Raw genomic sequence first — 22,723 nt, 5'->3', positions numbered from 1 at the left:
TTAAAAGTAATCAGTCGTTAGCATAAAAAGAAGTTTCGACTTTGGCGTCGATTTCTGAAAAATATTTAATGACCTTGATCACTTAAAGAATGAGCTTCAATCATTCCAGCCTCTTCAAACTAACCCTGACCAATCCATAAAATTTCTGCCCGGTGCTGTTATACTGAACGAATAAGGAAAATGTACATCCCCCATTCTGTTGAACCCAGCCTCATTTAGTCTTATATTGTGCCCGTAAAATCCATAGGAATTGATGAATAAGAATAATGTTTATATAGAGACGTACGGCTGCCAGATGAATCTTGCCGATACTGAGGTTGTGCTTGGCATTCTTAAAAACAAAGGTTACTCTGTGACTGAAAATATTTCGGAGGCAGACCTTGTTTTGTTAAACACGTGCAGCATTCGTGATAACGCTGAACAGCGTATTTACGGAAGGCTCGGCAATATAAAAACGATAAAGGACACAAAACCTGAAATGGTTGTAGGCATACTCGGCTGTATGGCGGAGAGGCTGCGCAAGGACCTGATTGAAGAGAAAAAAATTGTTGATCTTGTTGTCGGTCCCGATGAGTACCGCCGTTTGCCTGAGTTGATTGATGTAGCGTTCAACGGTGAAAAGGGAATTGGTGTCCGTCTTTCAAAAACAGAAACTTATGATGATATAGTTCCATACCGCGAGGATGGTTTGGTTGCGTGGATTTCGGTTATGCGCGGCTGTGATAAGTTCTGCACTTTTTGTGTTGTTCCTTTTACAAGGGGAAGGGAAAGAAGCCGTTCGTTAAGTTCGGTTGTTGATGAGATCAAAACTTTGAGTCAGCGCGGGTTTAAGGAAATTACTCTGCTGGGACAGAATGTAAATTCATATCTTGATAACGGGAATGATTTTGCCGACCTGCTTGCCGCTTCCGCTTCGGTTGATGCTTCAATAAGAATAAGATTTACTACATCGCATCCGCAGGATATTTCGGATAAACTTTTATATACAATCGCGCAGTACCCGAACATCTGCAATTATATTCATCTGCCTGTGCAGAGCGGTTCGAACAGGATTCTTGAGCTGATGAACAGAACATATACTATTGAACATTATCTTGAAATAATTGATAAGGCGCGGAAGATAATCCCCGGTGTAAGTTTTTCGACTGATATAATTTCAGGCTTCCCGACCGAGACTGAAGAAGATCACCAGATGACTCTTGATGTGATGAAAAGGGTACGATATGACGGCGCGTATATGTTCAAGTATTCGCCGAGGGAGGGAACGAAAGCTTACAGGATGGATGATGATGTTCCTGAAGTTGTAAAGACGAGAAGACTCTCGGAAATAATTGAGCTGCAGCAGCAGATAGCGCTGGAGATAAACCAGGCATCAATAGGTACTGAGGAAATAATCCTGATCGAAGGTTTCAGCAGAAAGTCCGATAAGTTTTTTGCAGGAAGAACCGACACAAATAAAGTTGTGATAATTCCTGTCCGGGAAAATATCGGTGAAGGCAGTTATGTGAAGATCAGGATAAACAAGGTTAATCACGCGACTTTATTCGGCGAGTATGTTGAGAAGATCGAGATGCCGGGTAAGCCGTTATCATTAACAGCGTGAATTATAAAGAAGAATTAAAATGAAAAGATTACTGGTCCTGTTCATTTTTATTTTATTCGTTCCGGCGTTTGCACAGGATGTTGATATCATTCCGTATTTAAAACAGATTGAAGCGGGCAATACTCAAAACGCTTCCGAAGAATTACCATTGCTGAAGAAAAAAAATCCGGATAGTCCGTCAGTGCTTTTTCTTGAAGGTGTGCTGACTGAGAACGGACAGGACGCGTTGGTGATTTACAATTCTATACTTACAAAATACCCGCGCAGTAAATATGCTGACGCGGCTATGTTCAGGGTTTATTCTTATTACTACGCGCTGGGGCTTTATGAGACTGCTGCAAATTATTTAAAGCGTTTGAAGAATGAATATCCTGAATCACCTTATATTAAAATTGCAGACAGGACAATCCCTCAGCAGGATGATATGAATGAGTTATCGAGGAGTGAAGTTAAGGAGACGCCGAAAGAAACTACTCCGCCTGTTAAAGACACAAAAAAATATTTATACACGCTGCAGGCCGGCGCGTTCAGCAGTTATGATAATGCAAGTGAACTGAAGAAAAGTTTTGAGCTATCCGGTTATTACAGCGAGATAAAGGAAAAGACTGTCGGCGGAAGTACATTCCACGTTGTGTATGTAGGCAGGTTTGTAAAAGAGGATGAAGCACGAAGCACAATGCAGGTGATAAATTCGGAATTTAAAATCAATGCTATTGTAACAAGCATCAATTAAAAGAACGGTTGTGAAAATTCATTTCGTTGGTACCGGTTCAGGAAAAACTTCTTTACTAAGGGCGCACTCATCTTTTATAATATCAGAAAGCATGAAAAACATTTTAGTCGATTGCGGCGATGGTATATCACGAGCGCTTCTTTTGCAGGATGTTGATTTTCTTTCGGTTGATTCGATAATAATTTCTCATTTGCATCCCGATCATTATTCGGGTCTGCCGCTGCTTCTAAGCCAGATGAAAATGAACGGAAGAAAGAGTGAGTTGAAAGTTTTTGTTCATACTTCGCTGGAAAAATTCCTGAAAAGTTTTTTAAGGCAGTCTTATATCTTTAATGAAAGAATGGGATATGAAATTTCTTTCATTGGATTTAATCACCGTCAGCCGTTTAATATTTCAGAGAAGATAAATTGTATATCAAAACCAAATACACATCTGGATAAGTACAGAAGTTCTGATCCGCAGAATGAATTAAGTTTTGAATCATCGGGATTTTTATTTACATCAAATTCAACTTCACTTTATTATACCGGTGATATTGGAAGCGCTGACGATCTTTCACTCTTTGATGATCCGGATTATGATTACTTAGTAACTGAAACAACACACATTAATATTCCTGATTTGATTTCATTTATAGAGAACAGGGAAATAACAAAAGTGTTCCTGACACATATCGGTGATGAGATTGAGGATGAACTACGGCTTGCGTTAAATCAACTTCCTGCAAATTTAAAGTCGAAGATTGTTTTGGCTTTTGATGGAATGGTGACGGAGATTTAGATGATATGACAGTTTTAGGAATGGAGTATGATTCAGCATTTTCTAAAGCCATTCAGATTCCGAACCTAGTTCGGAATGACATAACTCAGTGCTACTAAGAATTCTTGGGCTTAGTACCCGCTACGCAACCTGAAGGTTGCGGCTACCAAATCACTCGAGTTTTTCTAGAACCTATTGCAGGATAAAATCCCACCCAAATTCCGTATTTATTAAACTCTCAAAAGATGGTATATTTGACACATCAATTTTCTATTCTTTTATTACTAAAAAATGACGATAGAACAGTTCAAAAATAAATTTGGAATAATCGGTAAGACAAAGGAAATAAATGACCTTGTTGATGTTTCAATGCAGGTCGCAAAGTCTGATATATCTGTATTAATAACCGGGGAAAGCGGAGTAGGTAAAGAAGTTTTTGCAAGAGCGATACACGGCTACAGTAACCGTTCCGATAAACAGCTTGTAAGTGTAAACTGCGGCGCTATACCGGAAGGAATTCTTGAGAGTGAATTATTCGGGCATAAGAAAGGTTCATTCACCGGAGCGATAGAAAGCCGTAAAGGTTATTTTGAAATAGCCGACGGCGGAACTTTGTTCCTCGATGAAATAGCCGAGATGCCTTTAACTACACAGGTAAAATTACTCCGTGTGCTTGAGACGAAAGAGTTCCTTAAACTCGGTGCGGAAACAGTAACAAAAGTTGATGTAAGAATTATTGCCGCGACAAATAAAGACCTTCAGCGTGAAGTTGATGCAAAAAGATTCCGTGAAGATCTGTACTTCAGGTTAAAAGCTGTTTCGCTGACAATACCTCCTCTGAGAAAACGTAAAGCAGAGATTGAAGTGCTCGCAAAAAATTTTATTGCCGCCTATACTGAACAGAATAAAATTACACCGCCGGAAATATCACAGTCAGCATTAGAGCTTCTTAATGAATACAACTGGCCGGGCAATATCCGTGAATTAAAAAACACCATCGAAACGGCAGTCGCATTGAACAGGTCAGGAGTTTTAGAACCATCATCATTCAGTTCACTTTTATTTGAAAGAGAAACTGCTGACCAGAACCGTAACCTTCCCATATTTCTTAATAAGTCTGCCGAAGATCTTGACAGGGAATTGTTTTACCGTGCGCTGTTCGAAATAAAAAAAGATCTTGTGGAATTGAAAGACCTTATACGGATGAAACAGGATGAAGTATATCAGACTAACCATGTTAATAATGGTTCAGGTGAAGTGCGCGCATTGAAAGATATGGAACGCGATGCAATTATAAATGCACTTGAAACAACGCGCGGCAATAAGCGTGATGCGGCAAGAATGCTTAACATTAGTGAGCGTACTCTTTACAGAAAAATCAAGGAGTATGATTTAAGATGAAATTTTCAACAGGGAAAGAATTAAAGATTGTAAAAACATCAAAAAAAGCAGGTTTAAAGGATTTCAGAATACTTTTTCTTTGCTTGTATATCACTTACATCATAGTTAATTTTGAAGCGTGTTTTTCGTATTCTTTTACAGGTGCTGCTGTACCTCCGCATCTTGAAACTATAGCTATTCCGATTGCGGATGACAGGAGCGGTTCAGGTGAACCAGGATTGAGAGAACTGCTCACCGATCAGTTGATTACAAAATTCATTTCCGATAACACTCTTCAGGTTGCGGAAAGATCAACTGCAAATTGTGTACTTGAATGTGTTATAACTTCGTTGAGTGATGCCCCGGCAATTGTATCAGCCGGTGAAAATGTAAGTCAGAGAAGGATAACAATTAATGTTCAGGTATCCTTCAAAGATCTTGTAAAACGAAAAAATGTGTTCGATAAAAGTTTCTCCAATTACGGAGATTATTCCGGTAATGTGGCTGACAGAAGCGGTGCTATTGCTGATGCAATAGATAAAATCACCGAGGATATTCTGCTTGACACAGTTTCCGGATGGTAAAATTTTAATAACAGAATAAGGCTTAGATTTTATATGGATGATATAGTACTGATTGGTTACTTCGTTTCGCTTTTTATTTTATTTGTGTTCGGATGCCATGGTTTTATTATGCTTTTTTACCACCGGAAATACCGCGGAGTAAAGCATGAACAAAAAAAGGAAGTTGTATCCGACGCGGTTGTTACAATTCAGCTTCCTCTGTATAATGAACTTTATGTTGTTGAACGGCTGATCGATTATGTATGTGAGATCGATTACCCAAAAGATAAGTTAGAAATACAGGTACTCGATGATTCAACTGATGAAACTGTTTCGATAGCTGCCAAAGCAGTTGCCGAAAAACAGAAACTGGGTTTTGATATAACCCACGTCAGAAGAGGGAACAGGGAAGGGTTTAAAGCAGGTGCTTTAAAAGAAGGACTTAAAACTGCTAAAGGTGAGTACGTCGCAATTTTTGATGCGGACTTTATTCCTCATAAAGACTTCCTAAAGAAAACTCTTTCATTCTTTACCGATGATAAAGTCGGTATGGTACAAACAAGATGGGAACATCTTAACGGTGATTATTCGATACTTACCAAAGCACAGGCGCTTGCACTTGACGGACATTTTGTAATTGAGCAAACTGTCAGAAACAAAGCCGGGTTCTTTATAAACTTTAACGGCACAGGCGGCGTTTGGAGAAAATCCTGTATTGAAGACGCAGGCAACTGGCATGCAGATACTCTTACAGAAGATCTTGATCTTAGCTACAGAGCACAGTTGAACGGATGGAGATTTGTGTTCTTAAAAGATTTTACTTCACCTGCTGAACTTCCTTCTGAGATAAACGCGTTAAAGTCACAGCAGTTCAGGTGGACAAAAGGCGCAATTGAAACATCTAAAAAAATTCTGCCGCTTGTATGGAAATCAAAAGTTCCGTTAAGAATTAAATTACAGGCAACGTTTCACCTGACAAACAATCTTGTATTTCCATTCATTCTTCTTGCAGCAATACTTAATGTTCCATTGATATTCGTAAAGAACAGCGGTTCGCATGAACTTTACTTTGCTGTTATGTCGTTGTTCGTACTTGCGTTTGTAAGTTCGTTTATGTTTTATCTTTATTCACAGAAGGATATACGAACCGATTGGAGAAAGAAGATAGTTCTCTTTCCTTTGTTTATGGCTGGCAGTATGGGTTTTGCTGTGAACAATTCCCGCGCTGTCATTGAAGGTTTACTTAGCCGTAAAAGTGAATTTGTCCGCACGCCTAAATTCAAAGTTGTTGACGGAAAAGATTCGTGGGTTGGTAAAAAATATACAGCTAAAAGAAAAATAGGTATGTCAGTTATTGTTGAGCTGATAATGGCTGTGTATTGTTTTATTGGCGTTCTATCATCGATTTATTTTCTTGAGATAGCATCACTTCCTTTCCAGATGTTGTTCTTCTTAGGATTCTCATTCGTATCGCTTACGTCAATTAAGCATGCGTATTCCAAAAACTAAAAGGTTATAATGATCAAAACTCCGGCAGATTTAATTAAGGAAAAAGTAAAATTAATTTTTGAATCTGACCGGAGCAGTCCTTTATTCACCCGTTATGCTAATTATGAAATTCAGAATAATAATCTTGATTCCGCGGTAAACATACTTAACGAGGGATTAAAAAAATTTCCCGGTCACCCTGTCGCTCATATACTTCTTGGAAAAGTATTCGCAGGAAAAGGCAACTACTCCGAAGCTTCTTCACATATAAAAACAGCAGCATCGATTTTAAGATCAGATAAAACCCGTGAATATTATCTGAATGAATTTGAGGTGTTTAAAACTCAAAGATCTGTTTTTCAATCGGTAACAAAAAAGGCTTTCATAACCGAAACTCCTGAAGAAAAAACTCAGACTAACGAAACAGTCCAGGCAAGCCCTATGCTGGATCAATCACTTCTTGATACGATAAATGAAATAACATCCGGCGGAAGCAAGGGTGAAGTGAAAGCGGAACAATCATCAGGAGTTTCTCAGGATAACCTGATAATTTCCGAAACACTTGCAAAAATATATTTAGCCCAGGGCGAAGCACAGGAAGCGATCAATGTGTATTCCAGGCTGATGAAACGTAATCCTGAAAAAACCGATTACTACCAGAAAAAGATTGATGAGATTTCAGGCACTTAAAATTAAAGCCTTCTTCAAATTTCATTTTCACTTCAATGAGTTTATTATCAACTAATTCCAAACTTCAAAGAAATTTTTATACAGGAGAATTGTTGCGGACTGCATCTAACCTGCTTGGAAAGATTATTGTCAAAAAAGAAAAGAGAAAATTTCTTGAAGCTATGATCGTTGAAGTTGAAGCTTATGACGGCAGTTTTGATGAAGCAGCACATTCATTTAAAGGAATTACTGAAAGAACAAAGGTAATGTTTAATGAAGGCGGATATCTTTATGTTTATTTTACATACGGTGCTCATTTCTGTGCGAATGTTGTTACAGGTAAAAGCGGTGAAGGGAAAGCTATATTGATCCGTGCTGTTGAACCTTTGAATCATATTGAACTGCTTTCACAGAACAGGTATGACAAAACAAATATTTCGGAAAAGGAAAAACTGAATCTGACGAGTGGTCCCGGAAAGTTCTGCCAGGCTTATGGAATTACAAAAATTTTTAACGGCACTGATCTGACCGGGGATAAAATATTTTTGCTTGATAACAAAAAGGTTAAGTCGGCAAATATTGAAGTCCGCAGACGCATAGGTATAACAAAATCAATTGAACTGCCATGGCGGTTTTATATTAAAGATAATCCGTATGTCTCAAAGAGATCTTAAAATAAAGAACCTGCTAATTGTAAGGACAGACAGGATCGGAGATGTAATCCTGTCGCTGCCAATTGCACGAATAGTGAAAGAAAAATATCCCGATTGCAGAATAACTTTCCTGGTTCGCGCTTATACATCAGAACTTGTGAAAGATCATCCCTACATTGACGAGTTTATGATTTTGAAAGAGAATAACGGCATCCCTGATCTATCGTCAAATATTAAGATGATAAGGAGTAAACAGTTTGATGCTGCAATTGTTGTTTACCCGACTTTCAAAACATCACTGATTATTTTCTTGAGTAAAATTCCTGTAAGAGTTGGAACCGGCTACAGGTGGTATTCTATGCTGTTCAATTCTAAAGTGTTTGAACACAGGAAGGATGCCCGGAAGCATGAACTCGAGTATAATACAGCTCTGTTAAAAAATATCGGTATCGCTGAAACTGTTTCTAAAGATTCTGTTAAGTTTGATCTTAAACCATCTGAAGAAGCTAAGCGGTTCATCGAAAATCTATTGAATGAAGAAAAAATTTATGACGATAAAAAAATTGTAATAGTACATCCGGGAAGCGGAGGCAGTTCAATTGATCTTCCTGTTGATAAATTTATTGAGCTTGTAAAATCATTATCCGCAAAACCGGAAATACAATTACTGATAACAGGTATGGAAACTGAAAAACAAATCTGCGGAAACATTTCTAAAGTAAGCGGTGCAATAAATCTTGCCGGAAGGTTGTCTCTTTCACAACTTATCGCACTTATAAGCCGGGCTCAGTTGTTTATTTCAAACTCAACCGGACCAATACATATCGCAGCGGCATTGAATATTTCAACGATCGGTTTTTATCCCAAAATTCAGGCTTGTTCCGCAAAAAGATGGGGACCATATTCCAATAAATCATTTGTTTTTACTCCGCAAATTGATTGCAGCAATTGTAACAGGGAACAGTGTGAGCGGTTAAATTGTATGAGTAGTATCAATATCAATGATGTTATTGTTAGTGCGGAAAAAATTCTTAATTTAGATGAAAAGAATGGAGAGTAATAATGGTTTATCTTGCTCAAATATTGATTTCGTTAATATTACTTTCAGGTTTTATTCAAGCCCAGAATACGACGCAATCCGGTGAATTCAGAAAATTAGAAAACATCGCATTTAAAGAGGGCGAAAAATTAACCTTCGATGTGAAATACGGTTTTGTAACGGCTGGCGTTGCTGTTATGCAGATACCAAAGATCAAAAGAATTTCGGGAAGAGATGCATACCATGTAACATTTGAAGTTAATACAGTACCGAGTTTCGACTGGATATATAAGGTGCGCGACAGGTATGAAACTTATATCGATGTTGAAGGACTTTTTCCATGGAGATTTGAACAGCATATCCGTGAAGGCGGTTACAGCCGTGACTTTTCGGCATTCTTTGACCAACGCAAAGGTAAAGCAAAAACGAGTGAAGGCGAGTATGAAATTCCAAAATATGTTAATGATATAGTTTCAGCTTTTTATCTTGCCCGGACTTTTGATTATACACCATTAAAATTAAATGACCGTGTGCATCTTAAAAATTTCTATAAAGATAAAGTCTATGATCTTGACGTAAGGTATCTTGGCAAAGAAACGATTGAGGTGACTGCCGGAAAATTTGCCTGCATAATTGTTGAGCCTCTTGTGCAGGAAGGCGGATTATTTAAGAGTGAGGGAAATATTATCGTATGGCTCACTGACGATGATCTTCGAGTACCGGTTAAAGTTAAAACAAAAGTCGTTATTGGCTCGATTGATGCGGAGCTGACTAACTATGAGGGGTTAGCAGGAAAACTGACATCGAAAAGATGAATGTAATTATTAAAAAATTTTATTAAGAGAAGAAGCATAAGCTTCTTCTTTTTTTGTATTCGTAACTAACACTGAACAACAAACAAAATACATCTACAGTTTTATTTTGAACGATCAAGAACCAGACATAAATCCTGAAGACCAAAACCAGTCAAATGATGAAAATCAACCAGGTGAAATTACTCCGCTCATAAACCCCGTAGGCGCTGCATTCATTGGATTGATAGGTGCGTTCATATTATACCAGTTTTTTGGCGCTGCTCTTGTCGCGCTAATCTTTGGATTTAATACGGCGGAAGCTCCTGTTGACGGACTAAGATTATTAACTTCTGCGGGACAGATACTATTTATTTTACTACCTGCACTCATATTTGCAAAATGGTTTTATGAAGACGTCACATCCGTCATAAGATTCAGGTTAGCAGATCCCGTCGGGATAATTTTATTTTCTCTCGGCGTATTGATTCTCAGATCAATGCTGCAGTCGTTTATATCAATTCAAAATTATTTTTTCTTCCGGCTAGCAGAAAATTATGAATTCATAAATTCAATTAAAGTATCATTTGATAAGTTGAATGAATTTGTTGAAAAAACTTATGGCAATCTTCTTACAATACACTCTGTTCTGGAAGGTGTATTTGTGGTTATTGTTGTAGCCGTTGTTCCAGCAGTTTGTGAGGAAGTAATGTTCCGCGGCTTTATTCAAAAAAGTTTTGAACTGAAACTAAAACCATTTTGGGCAATAGTAATAACAGCAATCTTTTTCGGACTGAATCACTTTAATCCTTACGGTATGGTTGCCCTGATTTCACTCGGTGTTTACTTTGGTTATGCCGCGTACATAAGTAATTCAATAATGATCCCTGTAATTCTTCATTTCATTAATAATTTTGCAGCAGTAATGATTTATTTCATTTTAGGTGATGATGAACTGATCAATTCAGTAAAAGAAAGTGAACCCGAACTGCTTCCAAGCGTTATTGCTTTTGGCGTTTTGCTTTTTCTTTTTAGTTCAGTGATGGTATTAATTTCAAAACATTACAAGAAAAAAACATAGGAGGAAATATGCCTTTCTGTCCTAATTGTAATTATGAATATGTTGAGGGAATAAAAGTGTGTCCTGATTGCAACTATTCTTTAGTTGAAGAATCGCCTGAATCAGTTGAGTATGATGAAGAGGATTGGGTCGTTGTGTACACTGCGAATGATGAGTATGAAATCGAAATGATAAAAGATAATCTGGAAAGCTCAGACATACCTGTGATGATACTTTCACATAAAGACAGAAATTTTCCGGCACCCGGCGACTTCACTTTAATAAAACTTATGGTCAGGAAAGAATATGAAGAAGATGCAAGGAATTATTTAAACCAGATGGAAAGCGAAAATGATTCCGGTGAGGAAAACGACGAATGACATCCAATACATTTAAAAGAGTTATTGTTTCAGTTCTCGCCATTCCTTTTTTATTAGGAGCTACTTACCTGGGCACATATTATTTCTTTGGAATGGTGATGGTGATTGCATTGGTATCATTCATTGAGTTTTCATTAATGATGAAAAAGAAAAGTATAAGTCCGAATATATTAATCGGATTTATTGCCGTTGCTCTTTTACTTACCGATCAGTTCAGACCTTTTATAGATAATTATTCATTTTATTTGTTGTTAATTGTTCTGCTTTCATTGGTTGAGTTATTCAGGAACAAAGGATCTGCAATAATAAATATCGGTTCAACATTGCTTGCTGTTTTTTACATTCAGTTATTGGCAAGTGCATTGATCGGAATAAGAGAATTCTATCCGCCTATAGGTGAACTTTATTTCAGAGGAGGGTTTGTACTATTATCAATAATGGCGACAATCTGGATTTGTGATTCAGCAGCTTTTTTTGGCGGAACGGCTTTGGGTAAACATAAACTATTTCCCAGGGTCAGCCCTAATAAAAGCTGGGAAGGCGCTGTATTCGGTTTGGTGTTTGCGGTTATTACTATGCTTCTTGCAAAAGTGATCATTTTGAATTTTATGGAATGGAAAGATGTTATAGTAATAGGATTGATAGTAGGCACGATTGGACAGGCTGGCGACCTTGTTGAATCTTTATTTAAGCGTGATGCCGGCGTTAAAGATTCATCAGCATTGATTCCGGGTCACGGCGGAATTTTCGACAGGTTTGATTCGCTGCTGTTTTCTGCCCCGGTCATACTTTTATACATGAAAAATTTTGTGCGCTAAATAAGTTGAAAACAAAAAAGATATCCGATGAAAAAAAATGAAAAAGTAAATGTGATAACGCTGGGCTGTTCAAAAAACACTGTTGACTCAGAACGGTTAATGAAGCAGATACAATTGAATAACATCAGGCTTGTAGATAATCCAGACCGGGCAGATACTGTTATCATTAATACCTGTGGTTTTATAGAAGCAGCAAAGGAAGAATCAGTAAACACAATTCTCAATGCTGTTGAGATGAAAAAAGCGGGAAAAATAGGAAAAGTAATTGTTGCAGGATGTTTGTCAGAACGGTATATGGGCGATCTGAAAAATGAAATTCCCGAAGTGGATGCTTACTTCGGCACAGAAAAGTATGAGGGAATAGTAAACGAACTCGGCGGTGAATTAAAATATCAACTTCTCGGCGAAAGGCTGATCACAACACCTTCACACACAGCATACCTGAAAATTTCTGAAGGCTGTGACAGACCATGTTCTTTTTGCGCGATACCATTGATGAGAGGAAAGCATAAATCAAAACCTGTTGAAGAACTTATACGTGAATCTGAATTTCTTGCAGCAAATAATACCAAAGAACTTGTAATAATAGCACAGGATACAACCGATTACGGTACGGACCTGTATGGCGAAATTAAAACTGCTGAACTGCTGAACAATCTGAGTAAAATTGATGGAATAGAATGGATCAGGTTGATGTATGCTTATCCTTCTCATTTTCCCGATAAGCTTATTGATGAGATTTATTCGAATCCTAAAATCTGTAATTATGTAGATATTCCTCTTCAACATATTGCTGATGATGTACTTCGTTCTATGCGCAGAGGCGTAACTTCCAAAAGAACCCGGGAATTAATTTATCGTTTGCGCGAAAGAATCCCTGATATTACTTTACGGACGACTTTCATTGTCGGCTATCCGAATGAAGGTGAAAAGGAATTTCAGGAACTTTGTGATTTTGTAAGTGAAATAAAATTTGACAGAGCCGGAACATTCACATATTCACCGGAAGAAAATACTCCGAGCTTTATTCTTGGTGATCCTGTGCCGGAAGAAAAAAAGAATGAACGAAAAGATATTTTGATGGAAATCCAGAAAGAGATTTCATTGGAAAAGAATAAAACATTTATCGGCAAAAAACTGAATGTGTTAGTTGAAAGTTCCGAGAGCGGATTTTATGTTGCCCGATCTTACAGGGATGCGCCTGAAGTTGATGGCGAAGTGTTGATCCCTCACGGAAAAATGAATTTAGATAACGGTAATTTTCTTACAGTTGAAGTTTATGATTATAACGAATATGATCTGTTCGCTAACCCAATTGAATAAAGGAGGAAACAAAATGATTCTTAGAATATTTACAGCACTTTTGATTTTCCTCTCAAGTTCAATATTTGCTCAGAACGAAAACGGTTCAAAGCAAAATTCAAAGATGGTAAAGACAAATTACTATCTCGACTTTCTGAATTTCAGATCAGACCAGCCCGGCATGACGCGGCTGGATGTATTCATCCAGGTACCGTATTCTGAAGTTCAGTTTGTAAAATCTGCAAACGGATTCAGCGCAGCATATAGCCTTACAGTATCAGTGTTTGATGAGAATAAAGAAAAACTTATCAGTGAAAAAAGCTGGACAGAAAAACTTGATGTAGCTGAGTTTGATCAGACACTTTCTAAAAACAATTTTAATCTCAGTCTGCGGTCATTTAATTTAGTTCCGGGTAAATATCTTGTACGGACTTCACTTGAGGATAAGGACTCAAGGGAGGAATTCACAGTCGAAAATACATTTGTAGTTAGTGATCTTTCGAACCATCTCGCGCTTAGTGATGCTATGATCATCTCAAGGAAAGATACTGTTAACGGCAGCGTAAAAATTCTTCCTAACGTATCGAAGAGTGTTCTGGCACAGCGTGACGGCGTGCCGCTTTTCTTCGAGGTTTATTCAAGAAGAAATCAAAAGATCAGTGTAGAATATGATGTCATCAACCCTGAAAATAAAACTGTATTTGCCACAACTGAATTAAGTGAAGTTGATTCCGGCAAAACCCAGACGTTTTATACGCTCAAAGACTTAAAACTTGATCTTGGAGTTTATGCTATAAGGATTACTCTTAAGAATGCCGGCGGTGAAAAAATGATGAGCACTACAAAAAAATTTAATTCACGCTGGATAGGAGTTCCTGAAAATATTTCTGATATGAATAAGGCTGTAGACCAGCTTGTTTACATAGCATCTTCATCTGAACTTGATTTTATCAAAGAAGGTGAGAATCCGCAGGAAGTTATAAAAAGGTATCTCGACTTCTGGAAGTCGAAAGATCCTTCCGCAGGTACGGAGGAGAATGAAATATTTAATGAGTACTACAGAAGAATTTCATACTGCAACGAAAAATTTTCGCATTACTCCGAAGGCTGGAAAACAGACAGGGGAATGGTGTTTATTCTGCTTGGTCCTCCGAGCAATGTGGACAGGCATCCTTTTGACTATGACTCCAAGCCTTATGAAGTGTGGGATTATTATGATCTGAACAGGAGTTTTGTATTTGTTGATGAAACGGGATTCGGAGATTATAGGTTGATTACTCCGTTACATGGCGATCTTTACAAGTACAGACCATAGCTTTTACAATTTCCAATAATGCGTGTAAAGAATGATACTTGTTGTAACAATTAATCCGCTTCTTGAACACAGGTTGATTTATCATTCTGTAAATAAGGGCAGCTCAAACAGGAACCCGGTTGAATATTACCAGGCAGGCGGCAAAGGCATAAATGTCAGCCGGCAGTTAAATCAGTTGAGCATTAAAAACATGTCAATGATTTTTCTCGGAGGCAGGAACGGAAAACATCTTCATGAACTTCTCGATGAAGAAAAAATAAACTTTACTCACACACGTATTTCTGACAACACAAGAACATCAACAGTAATTATTGATAATTCGGCGAAGATTGCCGAAATGTATTTCGGTAAAAATAATAATATAAGCGAATCAGAAGCCGATGCATTCATTAGCAAGTTAGAAAAAACAATTGTGAATTGTGAGATGGTTGTTTTTTCAGGCAGTTCACCAAGTAACGAAGCAGATAAAATTTTCCCAACCGGTATTGAAATAGCAAACAGGTATGATAAAGTTTCGGTGCTTGATACATACGGAGACCATCTTGCAAATTGTCTTAAGGCTTCTCCTACTGTAGTCCATAATAACGTTGATGAAATTGAAAGTTCGCTAAACATTCCTTTAAGTAATGAAGAACAAAAGCTTGAGTTCCTTGATCATCTCTATTCTCAAGGTGTAAAGCAGGGCTTCATTACAAACGGATCATTGGATACCTATGCATCTAATTTTGAGTTTCATTACAAAGTGCAAAATCCTACATTGAATTCGGTTGATTCCACGGGAAGCGGTGATGCATTTACAGCAGGTATAATTTATTGCTGGCATCATAACCATACGTTCAATGAAATGCTGCGGTTTGCTTCATCACTCGGCGGTATCAATTCAACAAATTTTGAGGTGTGTAATGTACAGCCTGCTGATACAAACAGGTTACTTAATGAAATTAAAATTACAGCAGTAGGAAAAAAGATAAAAATAATTGATGATACGCCTCGTTAAGTTTCATATTCTATTCCTCATTATCACAGCAATTTCAGCTTACCCGCAGAGCATCGAATCTATAACAATCACCGGCGACAAAATATTTTCAGTCAATGATCTTATCGGGTGGAGCGGATTAAAAGCAGGAATGAATTTCCGCCCGGGACTTATCGATTCAGCCAAGCAAAATATTGCTGCCGCTGTTAGTGAGTTCGGGTACTTTTATCCTTCATTTCATAATGACTCAACTGAGTTAAGACCGGACAGCACAAGGATAAAAATATTCCTGGATTTTGATGAAGGCGAACCATCATTCATCAGGAATATTATTTTTGAAAATGCTGACAGCCTCGATTCGGTTTCAGTCATTAAAAACTTCTCTTTTCTACAGGGGGAGATATTTAATACATATTCAGTTGAAGAGTCCATTACCAGCTCTTTAACTTATTATGAAAACAGCGGGAACCCTTTCGCAAAAATTCAGTTTGTATCCTTTAATCTTGAGTATGATTCAACCGAAAACCAGAATGTATGTGATTTGATTTTAAAAATTATTAAAGGCGAACAAAATTATATAAACAGGATTGAGATCAGCGGAAACACATCAACTGAAGACTATGTAATTACACGTGAGCTTAGATTAAACCAGGGAGAAGTCTACTCACAGAAAAGGGTTGAGGAACTTCCTAAAAGATTAAACAGGTTAAGATTTTTTGAGCCGGTAAGCACACCGCAATACTTCCTTGACAAAGATAATAACGGCGTTCTGCTGATTAACATAAAAGAAAAGCAGACAAATAATTTTGACGGAATCATCGGTTACATTCCCGGAACGAAGGCAGGAGAAAAAGGTTATATAACAGGACTTGTAAATGTTAGTCTCCGGAATTTATTTGGAACAGGAAGAGCAGCCGCAGTCAGATGGCAGCAGTACGACAGGTTCTCACAGGAACTTGAATTAAAGTATCTTGAACCATGGTTGTTTGGTTTTCCATTTAATGTAAACGGAGGATTATTCCAGCGGAAACAGGATACTACCTATGTTCAAAGAAAGCTGGAAGGCGCACTTGAATATCTTGCGACCGAAGATATAAGTGCATCAGTCTTCATAGCTTCTGAAAGCGTTATCCCGACTGAAAATGAAACTTCAGTATTCAGTGTTTACAACTCTTCTGCAATTACAACCGGTGTCAACCTGAAGATTGATACAAGAGACGATCCGTATTCCCCCACTGAAGGAATACTTTTCTTAAACACGTATTCATTCAGCCAGAAAAAAATTAATGGTCCTGAAGAATACCTGGCTACAGATTTGGAAAGAAATATTAATATTCAAAGACTCTTCGTGGACATAAGCTTATTCTACCAGTTCTTTTCGAGGCAGGTTGCAGCGTTGGGATTACATGGAAGAGAAATGCGCGGACCTTCATTCGAAGAAAGTGATCTTTTCCGGTTAGGCGGAACAAATTCACTGCGCGGTTACAGAGAAAACCAGTTTTTAGGATCGAGAATTTTCTGGTCAAATCTTGAATACAGATTATTACTTACACAGCGGACTTTTGCTTTCGTATTTTTTGATACTGGATACTTTCTGAGAAAAGAAGAATCGGATAGAATGATTGAGAAGCAGGAAGGTTTTAATATAGGTTATGGACTGGGATTGAATATTGAAACCGGAATCGGTGTACTTGCTGTAAGTTTTGCGCTTGCCAAAGGAGATTCATTCTCTGAAGGAAAAATTCATTTCGGAATAATTAATGAATTTTAACACGGGGATAAAAATTTCTTATCTTTTAAATGAAGAATCCAAAAGATGAGATGAAAAAAACTTCAGCCTGGATAAAAATTGTAAGACCCCTGAACCTCTTAATTACTTTCATTACTGTTATCGTAGCAGTAATTATTTGCAGCTATACTAAAATTGATTTGGGAATAACCTTACTCGCCGCCCTATCTTCAATATTCAGCGCCGCATCCGGAAATATTATTAATGACTATTTTGATATTGCCATTGACAAAATTAACCGACCTCAAAGACCGCTTCCTTCCGGCGACATTTCACAAAGCAAAGCTCTGGTAGTTTATTTTCTATTTGTTTTTTTATCAGTCATTGCTGCCATATTTGTAAGTCTTGACGCTCTTATAATTGTTGTGTCGGCAAATATTCTTTTGTTCATGTACAGCTATATTCTTAAGAAGATTCCGATAATTGGAAATGTTACTGTTGCGCTGCTTACTGCACTTACTTTTATTTATGGCGGTATCGTCGCAAAGAATATTAATGCGGCTGTTATACCGGCATTGTTTGCATTCCTTATAAACCTTGTACGCGAACTTGTAAAAGATATTGAAGATATTGATGGGGATATTTCATCCGGCATATTTACATTCCCTTCAAGGTTTGGGATACCATTGACGCAGAAGATAATTTCCATAATTACAGTGGCACTTATTTTTTTTACTTCGTATCCTTATTTTACACAAATTTATAAGATTGAATTCTTTATCATTGTATTGCTTACGGTTGACCTGATCCTAGTCCATGTTTTGAGAACAGTTTTTGAAAAGACAACAAAGAGTAACCTGAATAAAATCAGCAGGATGCTTAAAGCAGGAATGGTATTCGGATTAATTGCAATTTATTTTGGCAGATGAAATCATTCGACGACAGCTACAGAACAAATGGAATAAAATTGATCGCCGGGGTTGATGAAGCAGGAAGGGGACCGCTTGCAGGACCTGTGGTGGCGGCTTCGGTCATCTTCCATCCTGACGATTTTATTGAAGGTGTAAATGATTCAAAACAATTAAATGAATCAGAACGTGATAATCTTTTTGACATTATTAAATCAAAAGCTCTGGCATTTTCAGTTTCGGAAATCTCTCATTCAGAAATTGATGAAATAAATATTTTGCAGGCATCATTAAAGGCTATGAAGCAATCCGTTAATAAAATGAATATTAAACCCGATATTGTTTTGATAGACGGCAATAAAATTTTCAATTCAGAAATGAAAACCAGGGCAATAGTTAAAGGTGACTCAAAATCATTTTCAATCGCGGCAGCTTCCATACTTGCAAAAGTAACACGGGACGGGATTATGCATATGCTGGATGAAGAATATCCTGAATACAACTGGAAGAAGAATAAAGGATATCCGACACAATTTCATATAAGCACAATAAAAAGGATCGGGGTTTCACCGTATCATAGAAAAACTTTTTTGAAAAAAATTCTTCCGGAATCGAAAATTCTTCAACTGGATTTTTCTCAGGTACAACAATGACGTATCAAACAAAGCAAGTCGGCGATGAAGGCGAACAGCTAGCTATTGATTTTCTGAAAGAAAGTGGTTATGAAATCGTTGAGACAAATTACAGGTATGGAAAGGGTGAGATTGACATTATTGCAAAGGAGCCATCGAAGGATTTATTAATATTTGTTGAAGTGAAGTCGCGTAAAAATCTTGAATTCGGCGAGCCCGAATATGCTATCACAAAAAATAAAGTTAAACAGATAAAACGAATGGCACAGCTTTATTTTTATAATAAAGAAATAAAAGAAGCTGACTGCAGGTTTGATGTTGTAACCATACTATTTAATCAGAATAAAAAACCTGAGCTAAAACATTATATCAATGCATTTGACTAATTCAGCATAATGAAAAGTAAAATTTATTTTAATACGATTTTTATTTATTTTTCAAAAGGATTTAAGCTGAATATCTAAATAATTATCCGATTGAAATTAAAATTCACACCGAACAATCCGTGAAATCAAAAACAGCCCGTGAAAAAATAACATCCGACTTTGAAAAGAAAGTTTTAGAATTTTTTGAAACAATTGCCGGACTTTTTCAGTTCTCAGTAATGTTTTTCAAAAATGTTTTCATTCCACCATACGAGGTTGAACAGATCCGTAAACATATGGATGAACTGGGAATAAAAACCTTGCCTATAGTAAGCATTACCGGGTTTATAATTGGACTGGTACTGGCAATGCAAACCCAGCCTGTACTTGTAAGGTTTGGTGCTGAAGCATTTCTTCCCGGCTCGGTTGGAATCTCCATTGTGCGTGAACTTGGACCTGTGATAACAGCATTGATTTTCGCGGGAAGAGTAAGTTCCGGTATAGGTGCTGAATTAGGCTCTATGCGAGTGACCGAGCAGATCGACGCAATGGAAGTATCCGCAGTTAATCCTTTCAAATATCTTGTCGTCACGAGAATATTTGCATGTACATTTATTCTGCCGTTGTTAACAGTGTACGTTATCTTCATTGCTTTGTTCGGAAGCTACATAGCAGTTGTTCTTGTTCAGAATATGAGTATAGAATATTATATCGATGCGGTTGTCAGCGCGGTTGAGTATGGCGATGCAATTCCGGGTGTTGCCAAAACATTTGTTTTCGGATTTATAGTCGGAGTGGTTGGTTCATATAAAGGATACACCGCAACAAACGGCACAGAAGGCGTCGGGAAAGCATCTACAACATCGGTTGTGATATCATCATTGATGATACTATTGTTTGACATGGTACTGGTAAAAATAACATTGTGGCTGTGGCCAACGATCTGATATGATTAGAATAAATAATTTATCCAAAGCTTTCGGCGAACACGTTGTACTTGAAGATGTTTCACTAAATGTTGAGCGTGCTGAAAACCTTGTTGTATTCGGAAGAAGCGGAACAGGTAAAAGTGTTCTGCTTAAATGTATGGTAAGACTTATGGAGCCTGATGAAGGTGAAATATTCATTGAAGATAAAAATGTACTTAAGCTCAATTTGAATGAACTTAATGAATTAAGAAAGGATCTCGGATTTTTATTCCAGAGCGCGGCGCTTTATGATTCGATGTCTGTCAGGGAAAATCTTGAATTTCCGTTGATACGCCATTTTGATTTATCTGAATCCGAAAGAGAAAAAAAAGTGAAAGAAGCACTTGAAAAAGTTTCTCTTGAAGAAGCGATAGATAAAATGCCTGCTGAGCTTTCAGGAGGAATGAAAAAAAGAATTGGTCTTGCAAGATCAATTATCAGCGAGCCAAAAATAATGCTGTATGATGAACCTACAACAGGACTTGACCCGATAACAGCAAAAGAAATAAGCGTATTGATACGTGATCTTCAGACTGAGTTAAAGATGACTTCAATTATTGTTACGCACGATCTTCTTGCCGCCAGCATAATTGCTGACAAAGCTATTGTTCTTGATGAAGGTAAGGTAAAGTTCAAAGGAACTATTAATGATCTTGTCGCATCACAGGATCCGTTCTTAAAAAATTTTTTCAGTAATGAAATCATTGAAGAAAGATGAGGTAAAAGCCAATGTTCAAAAACCTGGCTTCAGCAAAACTTGGAATATTTATTTTTATCGGCAGTACGTTACTGGTAGCTGCGATTTTTCTGTTAGGGAATAAGGACGCGCTGTTCAAATCAACATTTACTGTACAAGCATACTTTAAAAATATTGAAGGATTAAGAAACGGTGCTGTAGTCCGACTTAGCGGTATTGACGTTGGAAGTGTTAAGTCCATTGAAATAGCCGATGATACAACCGGAAGAATAGAAGTTTCAATGCGCCTTATAACAGATATAGAAAGATTTATCAGAAAGGATACTAAAGCAAGTATTGAAACAGAGGGTCTTGTAGGCAACAAAGTGATTATTCTTCAAATCGGGACGAGCGCGTCAGAACAGGTTAAAGACGGGGGAGTTATTCAATCAAAAGAACCGCTTGGGTTTGCGGAGATAATTGAGGAAACCCAAGGAATTATGGAATACACTAAAGAGATGACAAAAAACCTTTCTGAAATTGTAGCAAGAGTTAACCGGGGAGAAGGGTCAATTGGTAAACTTCTTAATGATGAGGAACTTTATAACAACGCCACAATGCTGACAGAAACAGCAGACCGAAGTCTTAATGCAATTACTAAAGAGCTTGAAGAAGTTACAGAGATATTTAAGGAATTAGGAAGCGGAGTTCAGGAAGTTGTTGCAAATGTTAACCAGGCGGTAGTGGATGTTGATACAATCATCGGCGGAGTAAGAAAAGGTGAAGGATTTCTCGGATCATTGCTGATTAAAGAAAGTTCGTACGATTCTGTGTTAAGCGCGACACTTTCAAATATTCAGCAGATATCAGAGGATGGAAAACTTGCTGCATCACGTCTCGCTGAAAACATGGAAGCATTGAAACATAACTGGTTGTTCAAAAGTTACTTTGAAGACAGGGGTTACTGGGACAAAGCCGAATATGAAGATGAGATCAATAATAATCTGATTGAACTTGATAAGAAGATTAAAATGCTTGATGAGAGGATTGAACAGTTAAAAGCGCTTGAAGAAAAAAAGAATTAATATTTTTCAACATATCATCTTTTCAAAACATACGCTGTTTTCGATTCCCTCATACTGTCCGTAGTTCGGAATAATTTTGTATCCGTTCTTCTCGTAAAGCCTGATTGCTTCCGGTTGTTTTTTCCCTGTTTCAAGAATACATTTTATATAACCAAGCTCAACCGCCCACATTTCCAGTTCAAGTAAAACTTTAGTAGCAATACCTTTTCCCCGGTAATTACTCAAAGTGTACATTCGTTTTATTTCCATTTGGCTGTGCCCGAATTCCTTCAGCGCACCGCAGCTTACAGGCACATCATTTTCGTATGCAACAATGACATATTTAATTTTATCGATCTTATTATACTGTGCGTAAAACGGATGCTCAGCGCCGTCCCGTTCTGCAAGTTCAACATCAAGCAGTTTTACCAGTGAAATAAAATCCCTGTTGATTGAGTCAGTTCTTACAATACTGATTTTTTCATTTCTCATTTTTCTTTAGTTCCTGACCGATAAACAATAACGTTTTTGTGAAAGGAACTTCTATGTGAATCTCACGCATACCATACTCCGTGTTAAACGGCTTTCGGACTTTTAATCCTCCAATCCTGCTTTCAATAGAAGCCCATACTTTATCAACATCATCAACCTCCAGATAGAATTCCATCTGCCCGATATCTTCACCCGCCCGCAGCAGGTGAATAGTAAGATTATCTTTTATCAATACACAATATTCAGATGAATCCATAATACTCCTGAAGCCGAGTAAATCTCTAAAGAAATGTGAAGTCCCGGATAAATTATATGATGGTATCATCGGGCTTAGAAATAATGCTTTGTACATAAAATTA

At 37.5% G+C, this 22,723-nt stretch carries 25 protein-coding genes; 23 read left to right on the top strand and 2 right to left on the bottom strand.

Annotated features, from left to right (window positions below):
- Positions 1 to 253 precede the first annotated feature (253 nt).
- The 23 genes from miaB to IPM56_12990 all read left to right on the top strand — a co-directional run bounded on the left by miaB (position 254) and on the right by IPM56_12990 (position 21,893).
- A complete protein-coding gene (gene miaB / locus IPM56_13100; protein QQS35181.1) occupies positions 254 to 1,603 on the top strand; it encodes a tRNA (N6-isopentenyl adenosine(37)-C2)-methylthiotransferase MiaB in 1,350 nt (449 codons plus the stop codon).
- 19 nt (positions 1,604 to 1,622) lie between these two features.
- Complete coding sequence (locus IPM56_13095; protein QQS35180.1) at positions 1,623 to 2,336, top strand: SPOR domain-containing protein; 714 nt, start codon at positions 1,623 to 1,625, stop codon at positions 2,334 to 2,336.
- Between the two features lie 10 nt (positions 2,337 to 2,346).
- Entirely contained in the window at positions 2,347 to 3,117 is a 771-nt protein-coding gene (locus IPM56_13090) for a ribonuclease Z (GenBank protein QQS35179.1), read from the top strand.
- A gap of 270 nt (positions 3,118 to 3,387) precedes the next feature.
- Positions 3,388 to 4,497: a sigma-54-dependent Fis family transcriptional regulator gene (locus IPM56_13085; protein ID QQS35178.1), complete on the top strand. Its 1,110-nt coding sequence runs from the start codon at positions 3,388 to 3,390 to the stop codon at positions 4,495 to 4,497.
- The gene (locus tag IPM56_13080; protein QQS35177.1) at positions 4,494 to 5,060 is read left to right on the top strand and encodes an LptE family protein; all 567 of its coding nucleotides are present in this window, start codon (positions 4,494 to 4,496) and stop codon (positions 5,058 to 5,060) included. The genes IPM56_13085 and IPM56_13080 overlap by 4 nt, the downstream gene beginning before the upstream one ends.
- Before the next feature lie 33 nt (positions 5,061 to 5,093).
- A complete protein-coding gene (locus IPM56_13075; GenBank protein QQS35176.1) occupies positions 5,094 to 6,548 on the top strand; it encodes a glycosyltransferase family 2 protein in 1,455 nt (484 codons plus the stop codon).
- Between the two features lie 9 nt (positions 6,549 to 6,557).
- Positions 6,558 to 7,217 (top strand): tetratricopeptide repeat protein, encoded by a 660-nt coding sequence (locus tag IPM56_13070; protein ID QQS35175.1) that lies wholly within the window; start codon positions 6,558 to 6,560, stop codon positions 7,215 to 7,217.
- Positions 7,218 to 7,252: 35 nt separating this feature from the next.
- The gene (locus IPM56_13065) at positions 7,253 to 7,870 is read left to right on the top strand and encodes a DNA-3-methyladenine glycosylase (GenBank protein ID QQS35174.1); all 618 of its coding nucleotides are present in this window, start codon (positions 7,253 to 7,255) and stop codon (positions 7,868 to 7,870) included.
- Positions 7,851 to 8,909 carry a glycosyltransferase family 9 protein gene (locus IPM56_13060; protein QQS35173.1) on the top strand — a complete coding sequence of 353 codons (1,059 nt, stop codon included), beginning with the start codon at positions 7,851 to 7,853 and terminating at the stop codon, positions 8,907 to 8,909. The genes IPM56_13065 and IPM56_13060 overlap by 20 nt, the downstream gene beginning before the upstream one ends.
- A gap of 2 nt (positions 8,910 to 8,911) precedes the next feature.
- Positions 8,912 to 9,703, top strand: coding sequence for a DUF3108 domain-containing protein (locus IPM56_13055; protein ID QQS35172.1), 792 nt, complete (start codon positions 8,912 to 8,914; stop codon positions 9,701 to 9,703).
- 106 nt (positions 9,704 to 9,809) lie between these two features.
- Positions 9,810 to 10,760, top strand: coding sequence for a CPBP family intramembrane metalloprotease (locus IPM56_13050; GenBank protein ID QQS35171.1), 951 nt, complete (start codon positions 9,810 to 9,812; stop codon positions 10,758 to 10,760).
- 8 nt (positions 10,761 to 10,768) lie between these two features.
- Positions 10,769 to 11,119 carry a DUF2007 domain-containing protein gene (locus tag IPM56_13045; protein ID QQS35170.1) on the top strand — a complete coding sequence of 117 codons (351 nt, stop codon included), beginning with the start codon at positions 10,769 to 10,771 and terminating at the stop codon, positions 11,117 to 11,119.
- On the top strand, positions 11,116 to 11,937 hold the full coding sequence (locus IPM56_13040) for a phosphatidate cytidylyltransferase (GenBank protein ID QQS35169.1): 822 nt from the start codon (positions 11,116 to 11,118) through the stop codon (positions 11,935 to 11,937). Before IPM56_13045 ends, IPM56_13040 begins: the two co-directional genes overlap by 4 nt.
- A gap of 27 nt (positions 11,938 to 11,964) precedes the next feature.
- Positions 11,965 to 13,260 carry a 30S ribosomal protein S12 methylthiotransferase RimO gene (rimO, locus tag IPM56_13035; GenBank protein ID QQS35168.1) on the top strand — a complete coding sequence of 432 codons (1,296 nt, stop codon included), beginning with the start codon at positions 11,965 to 11,967 and terminating at the stop codon, positions 13,258 to 13,260.
- A gap of 13 nt (positions 13,261 to 13,273) precedes the next feature.
- Complete coding sequence (locus IPM56_13030) at positions 13,274 to 14,554, top strand: GWxTD domain-containing protein (protein QQS35167.1); 1,281 nt, start codon at positions 13,274 to 13,276, stop codon at positions 14,552 to 14,554.
- Positions 14,555 to 14,585: 31 nt separating this feature from the next.
- Complete coding sequence (locus IPM56_13025) at positions 14,586 to 15,551, top strand: 1-phosphofructokinase (GenBank protein ID QQS35166.1); 966 nt, start codon at positions 14,586 to 14,588, stop codon at positions 15,549 to 15,551.
- Entirely contained in the window at positions 15,535 to 17,301 is a 1,767-nt protein-coding gene (locus tag IPM56_13020) for a BamA/TamA family outer membrane protein (protein QQS35165.1), read from the top strand. Before IPM56_13025 ends, IPM56_13020 begins: the two co-directional genes overlap by 17 nt.
- Before the next feature lie 50 nt (positions 17,302 to 17,351).
- On the top strand, positions 17,352 to 18,188 hold the full coding sequence (locus tag IPM56_13015) for a geranylgeranylglycerol-phosphate geranylgeranyltransferase (protein ID QQS35164.1): 837 nt from the start codon (positions 17,352 to 17,354) through the stop codon (positions 18,186 to 18,188).
- Positions 18,185 to 18,820: a ribonuclease HII gene (locus IPM56_13010; protein QQS35163.1), complete on the top strand. Its 636-nt coding sequence runs from the start codon at positions 18,185 to 18,187 to the stop codon at positions 18,818 to 18,820. Before IPM56_13015 ends, IPM56_13010 begins: the two co-directional genes overlap by 4 nt.
- Entirely contained in the window at positions 18,817 to 19,185 is a 369-nt protein-coding gene (locus IPM56_13005; protein ID QQS35162.1) for a YraN family protein, read from the top strand. Before IPM56_13010 ends, IPM56_13005 begins: the two co-directional genes overlap by 4 nt.
- Before the next feature lie 101 nt (positions 19,186 to 19,286).
- Positions 19,287 to 20,111 (top strand): ABC transporter permease, encoded by an 825-nt coding sequence (locus IPM56_13000; GenBank protein ID QQS38306.1) that lies wholly within the window; start codon positions 19,287 to 19,289, stop codon positions 20,109 to 20,111.
- A 1-nt stretch (position 20,112) separates the two neighbouring features.
- Positions 20,113 to 20,850 (top strand): ATP-binding cassette domain-containing protein, encoded by a 738-nt coding sequence (locus IPM56_12995; protein QQS35161.1) that lies wholly within the window; start codon positions 20,113 to 20,115, stop codon positions 20,848 to 20,850.
- Positions 20,851 to 20,861: 11 nt separating this feature from the next.
- A complete protein-coding gene (locus IPM56_12990; protein ID QQS35160.1) occupies positions 20,862 to 21,893 on the top strand; it encodes an MCE family protein in 1,032 nt (343 codons plus the stop codon).
- A 6-nt stretch (positions 21,894 to 21,899) separates the two neighbouring features.
- Here the strand turns inward: IPM56_12990 and IPM56_12985 are convergent, their stop codons facing one another.
- Both IPM56_12985 and IPM56_12980 read right to left on the bottom strand, forming a co-directional pair.
- Positions 21,900 to 22,364, bottom strand: a complete 465-nt coding sequence (locus tag IPM56_12985) for a GNAT family N-acetyltransferase (protein ID QQS35159.1) — start codon at positions 22,362 to 22,364, stop codon at positions 21,900 to 21,902.
- Positions 22,354 to 22,716 carry a hypothetical protein gene (locus tag IPM56_12980; protein QQS35158.1) on the bottom strand — a complete coding sequence of 121 codons (363 nt, stop codon included), beginning with the start codon at positions 22,714 to 22,716 and terminating at the stop codon, positions 22,354 to 22,356. The genes IPM56_12985 and IPM56_12980 overlap by 11 nt, the downstream gene beginning before the upstream one ends.
- Between the last annotated feature and the right edge of the window lie 7 nt (positions 22,717 to 22,723).

The sequence above is a fragment of the Ignavibacteriales bacterium genome, from assembly GCA_016700155.1.
Classification (GTDB): domain Bacteria; phylum Bacteroidota; class Ignavibacteria; order Ignavibacteriales; family Ignavibacteriaceae.
Note: the sequence above shows the minus strand (reverse complement) of the source record. Positions and strands in the feature narration are given on the sequence as shown.

Bases quoted from the DNA above. Each gene is read 5' to 3' on its own strand.
- miaB (QQS35181.1), top strand. From the start codon at position 254: ATGAATAAGAATAATGTTTATATAGAGACGTACGGCTGCCAGATGAAT.
- IPM56_13095 (QQS35180.1), top strand. From the start codon at position 1,623: ATGAAAAGATTACTGGTCCTGTTCATTTTTATTTTATTCGTTCCGGCG.
- IPM56_13085 (QQS35178.1), top strand. From the start codon at position 3,388: ATGACGATAGAACAGTTCAAAAATAAATTTGGAATAATCGGTAAGACA.
- IPM56_13080 (QQS35177.1), top strand. From the start codon at position 4,494: ATGAAATTTTCAACAGGGAAAGAATTAAAGATTGTAAAAACATCAAAA.
- IPM56_13075 (QQS35176.1), top strand. From the start codon at position 5,094: ATGGATGATATAGTACTGATTGGTTACTTCGTTTCGCTTTTTATTTTA.
- IPM56_13070 (QQS35175.1), top strand. From the start codon at position 6,558: ATGATCAAAACTCCGGCAGATTTAATTAAGGAAAAAGTAAAATTAATT.
- IPM56_13065 (QQS35174.1), top strand. From the start codon at position 7,253: ATGAGTTTATTATCAACTAATTCCAAACTTCAAAGAAATTTTTATACA.
- IPM56_13060 (QQS35173.1), top strand. From the start codon at position 7,851: ATGTCTCAAAGAGATCTTAAAATAAAGAACCTGCTAATTGTAAGGACA.
- IPM56_13055 (QQS35172.1), top strand. From the start codon at position 8,912: ATGGTTTATCTTGCTCAAATATTGATTTCGTTAATATTACTTTCAGGT.
- IPM56_13045 (QQS35170.1), top strand. From the start codon at position 10,769: ATGCCTTTCTGTCCTAATTGTAATTATGAATATGTTGAGGGAATAAAA.
- IPM56_13040 (QQS35169.1), top strand. From the start codon at position 11,116: ATGACATCCAATACATTTAAAAGAGTTATTGTTTCAGTTCTCGCCATT.
- rimO (QQS35168.1), top strand. From the start codon at position 11,965: ATGAAAAAAAATGAAAAAGTAAATGTGATAACGCTGGGCTGTTCAAAA.
- IPM56_13030 (QQS35167.1), top strand. From the start codon at position 13,274: ATGATTCTTAGAATATTTACAGCACTTTTGATTTTCCTCTCAAGTTCA.
- IPM56_13025 (QQS35166.1), top strand. From the start codon at position 14,586: ATGATACTTGTTGTAACAATTAATCCGCTTCTTGAACACAGGTTGATT.
- IPM56_13020 (QQS35165.1), top strand. From the start codon at position 15,535: ATGATACGCCTCGTTAAGTTTCATATTCTATTCCTCATTATCACAGCA.
- IPM56_13015 (QQS35164.1), top strand. From the start codon at position 17,352: ATGAAAAAAACTTCAGCCTGGATAAAAATTGTAAGACCCCTGAACCTC.
- IPM56_13010 (QQS35163.1), top strand. From the start codon at position 18,185: ATGAAATCATTCGACGACAGCTACAGAACAAATGGAATAAAATTGATC.
- IPM56_13005 (QQS35162.1), top strand. From the start codon at position 18,817: ATGACGTATCAAACAAAGCAAGTCGGCGATGAAGGCGAACAGCTAGCT.
- IPM56_12995 (QQS35161.1), top strand. From the start codon at position 20,113: ATGATTAGAATAAATAATTTATCCAAAGCTTTCGGCGAACACGTTGTA.
- IPM56_12990 (QQS35160.1), top strand. From the start codon at position 20,862: ATGTTCAAAAACCTGGCTTCAGCAAAACTTGGAATATTTATTTTTATC.
- IPM56_12985 (QQS35159.1), bottom strand. From the start codon at position 22,364: ATGAGAAATGAAAAAATCAGTATTGTAAGAACTGACTCAATCAACAGG.
- IPM56_12980 (QQS35158.1), bottom strand. From the start codon at position 22,716: ATGTACAAAGCATTATTTCTAAGCCCGATGATACCATCATATAATTTA.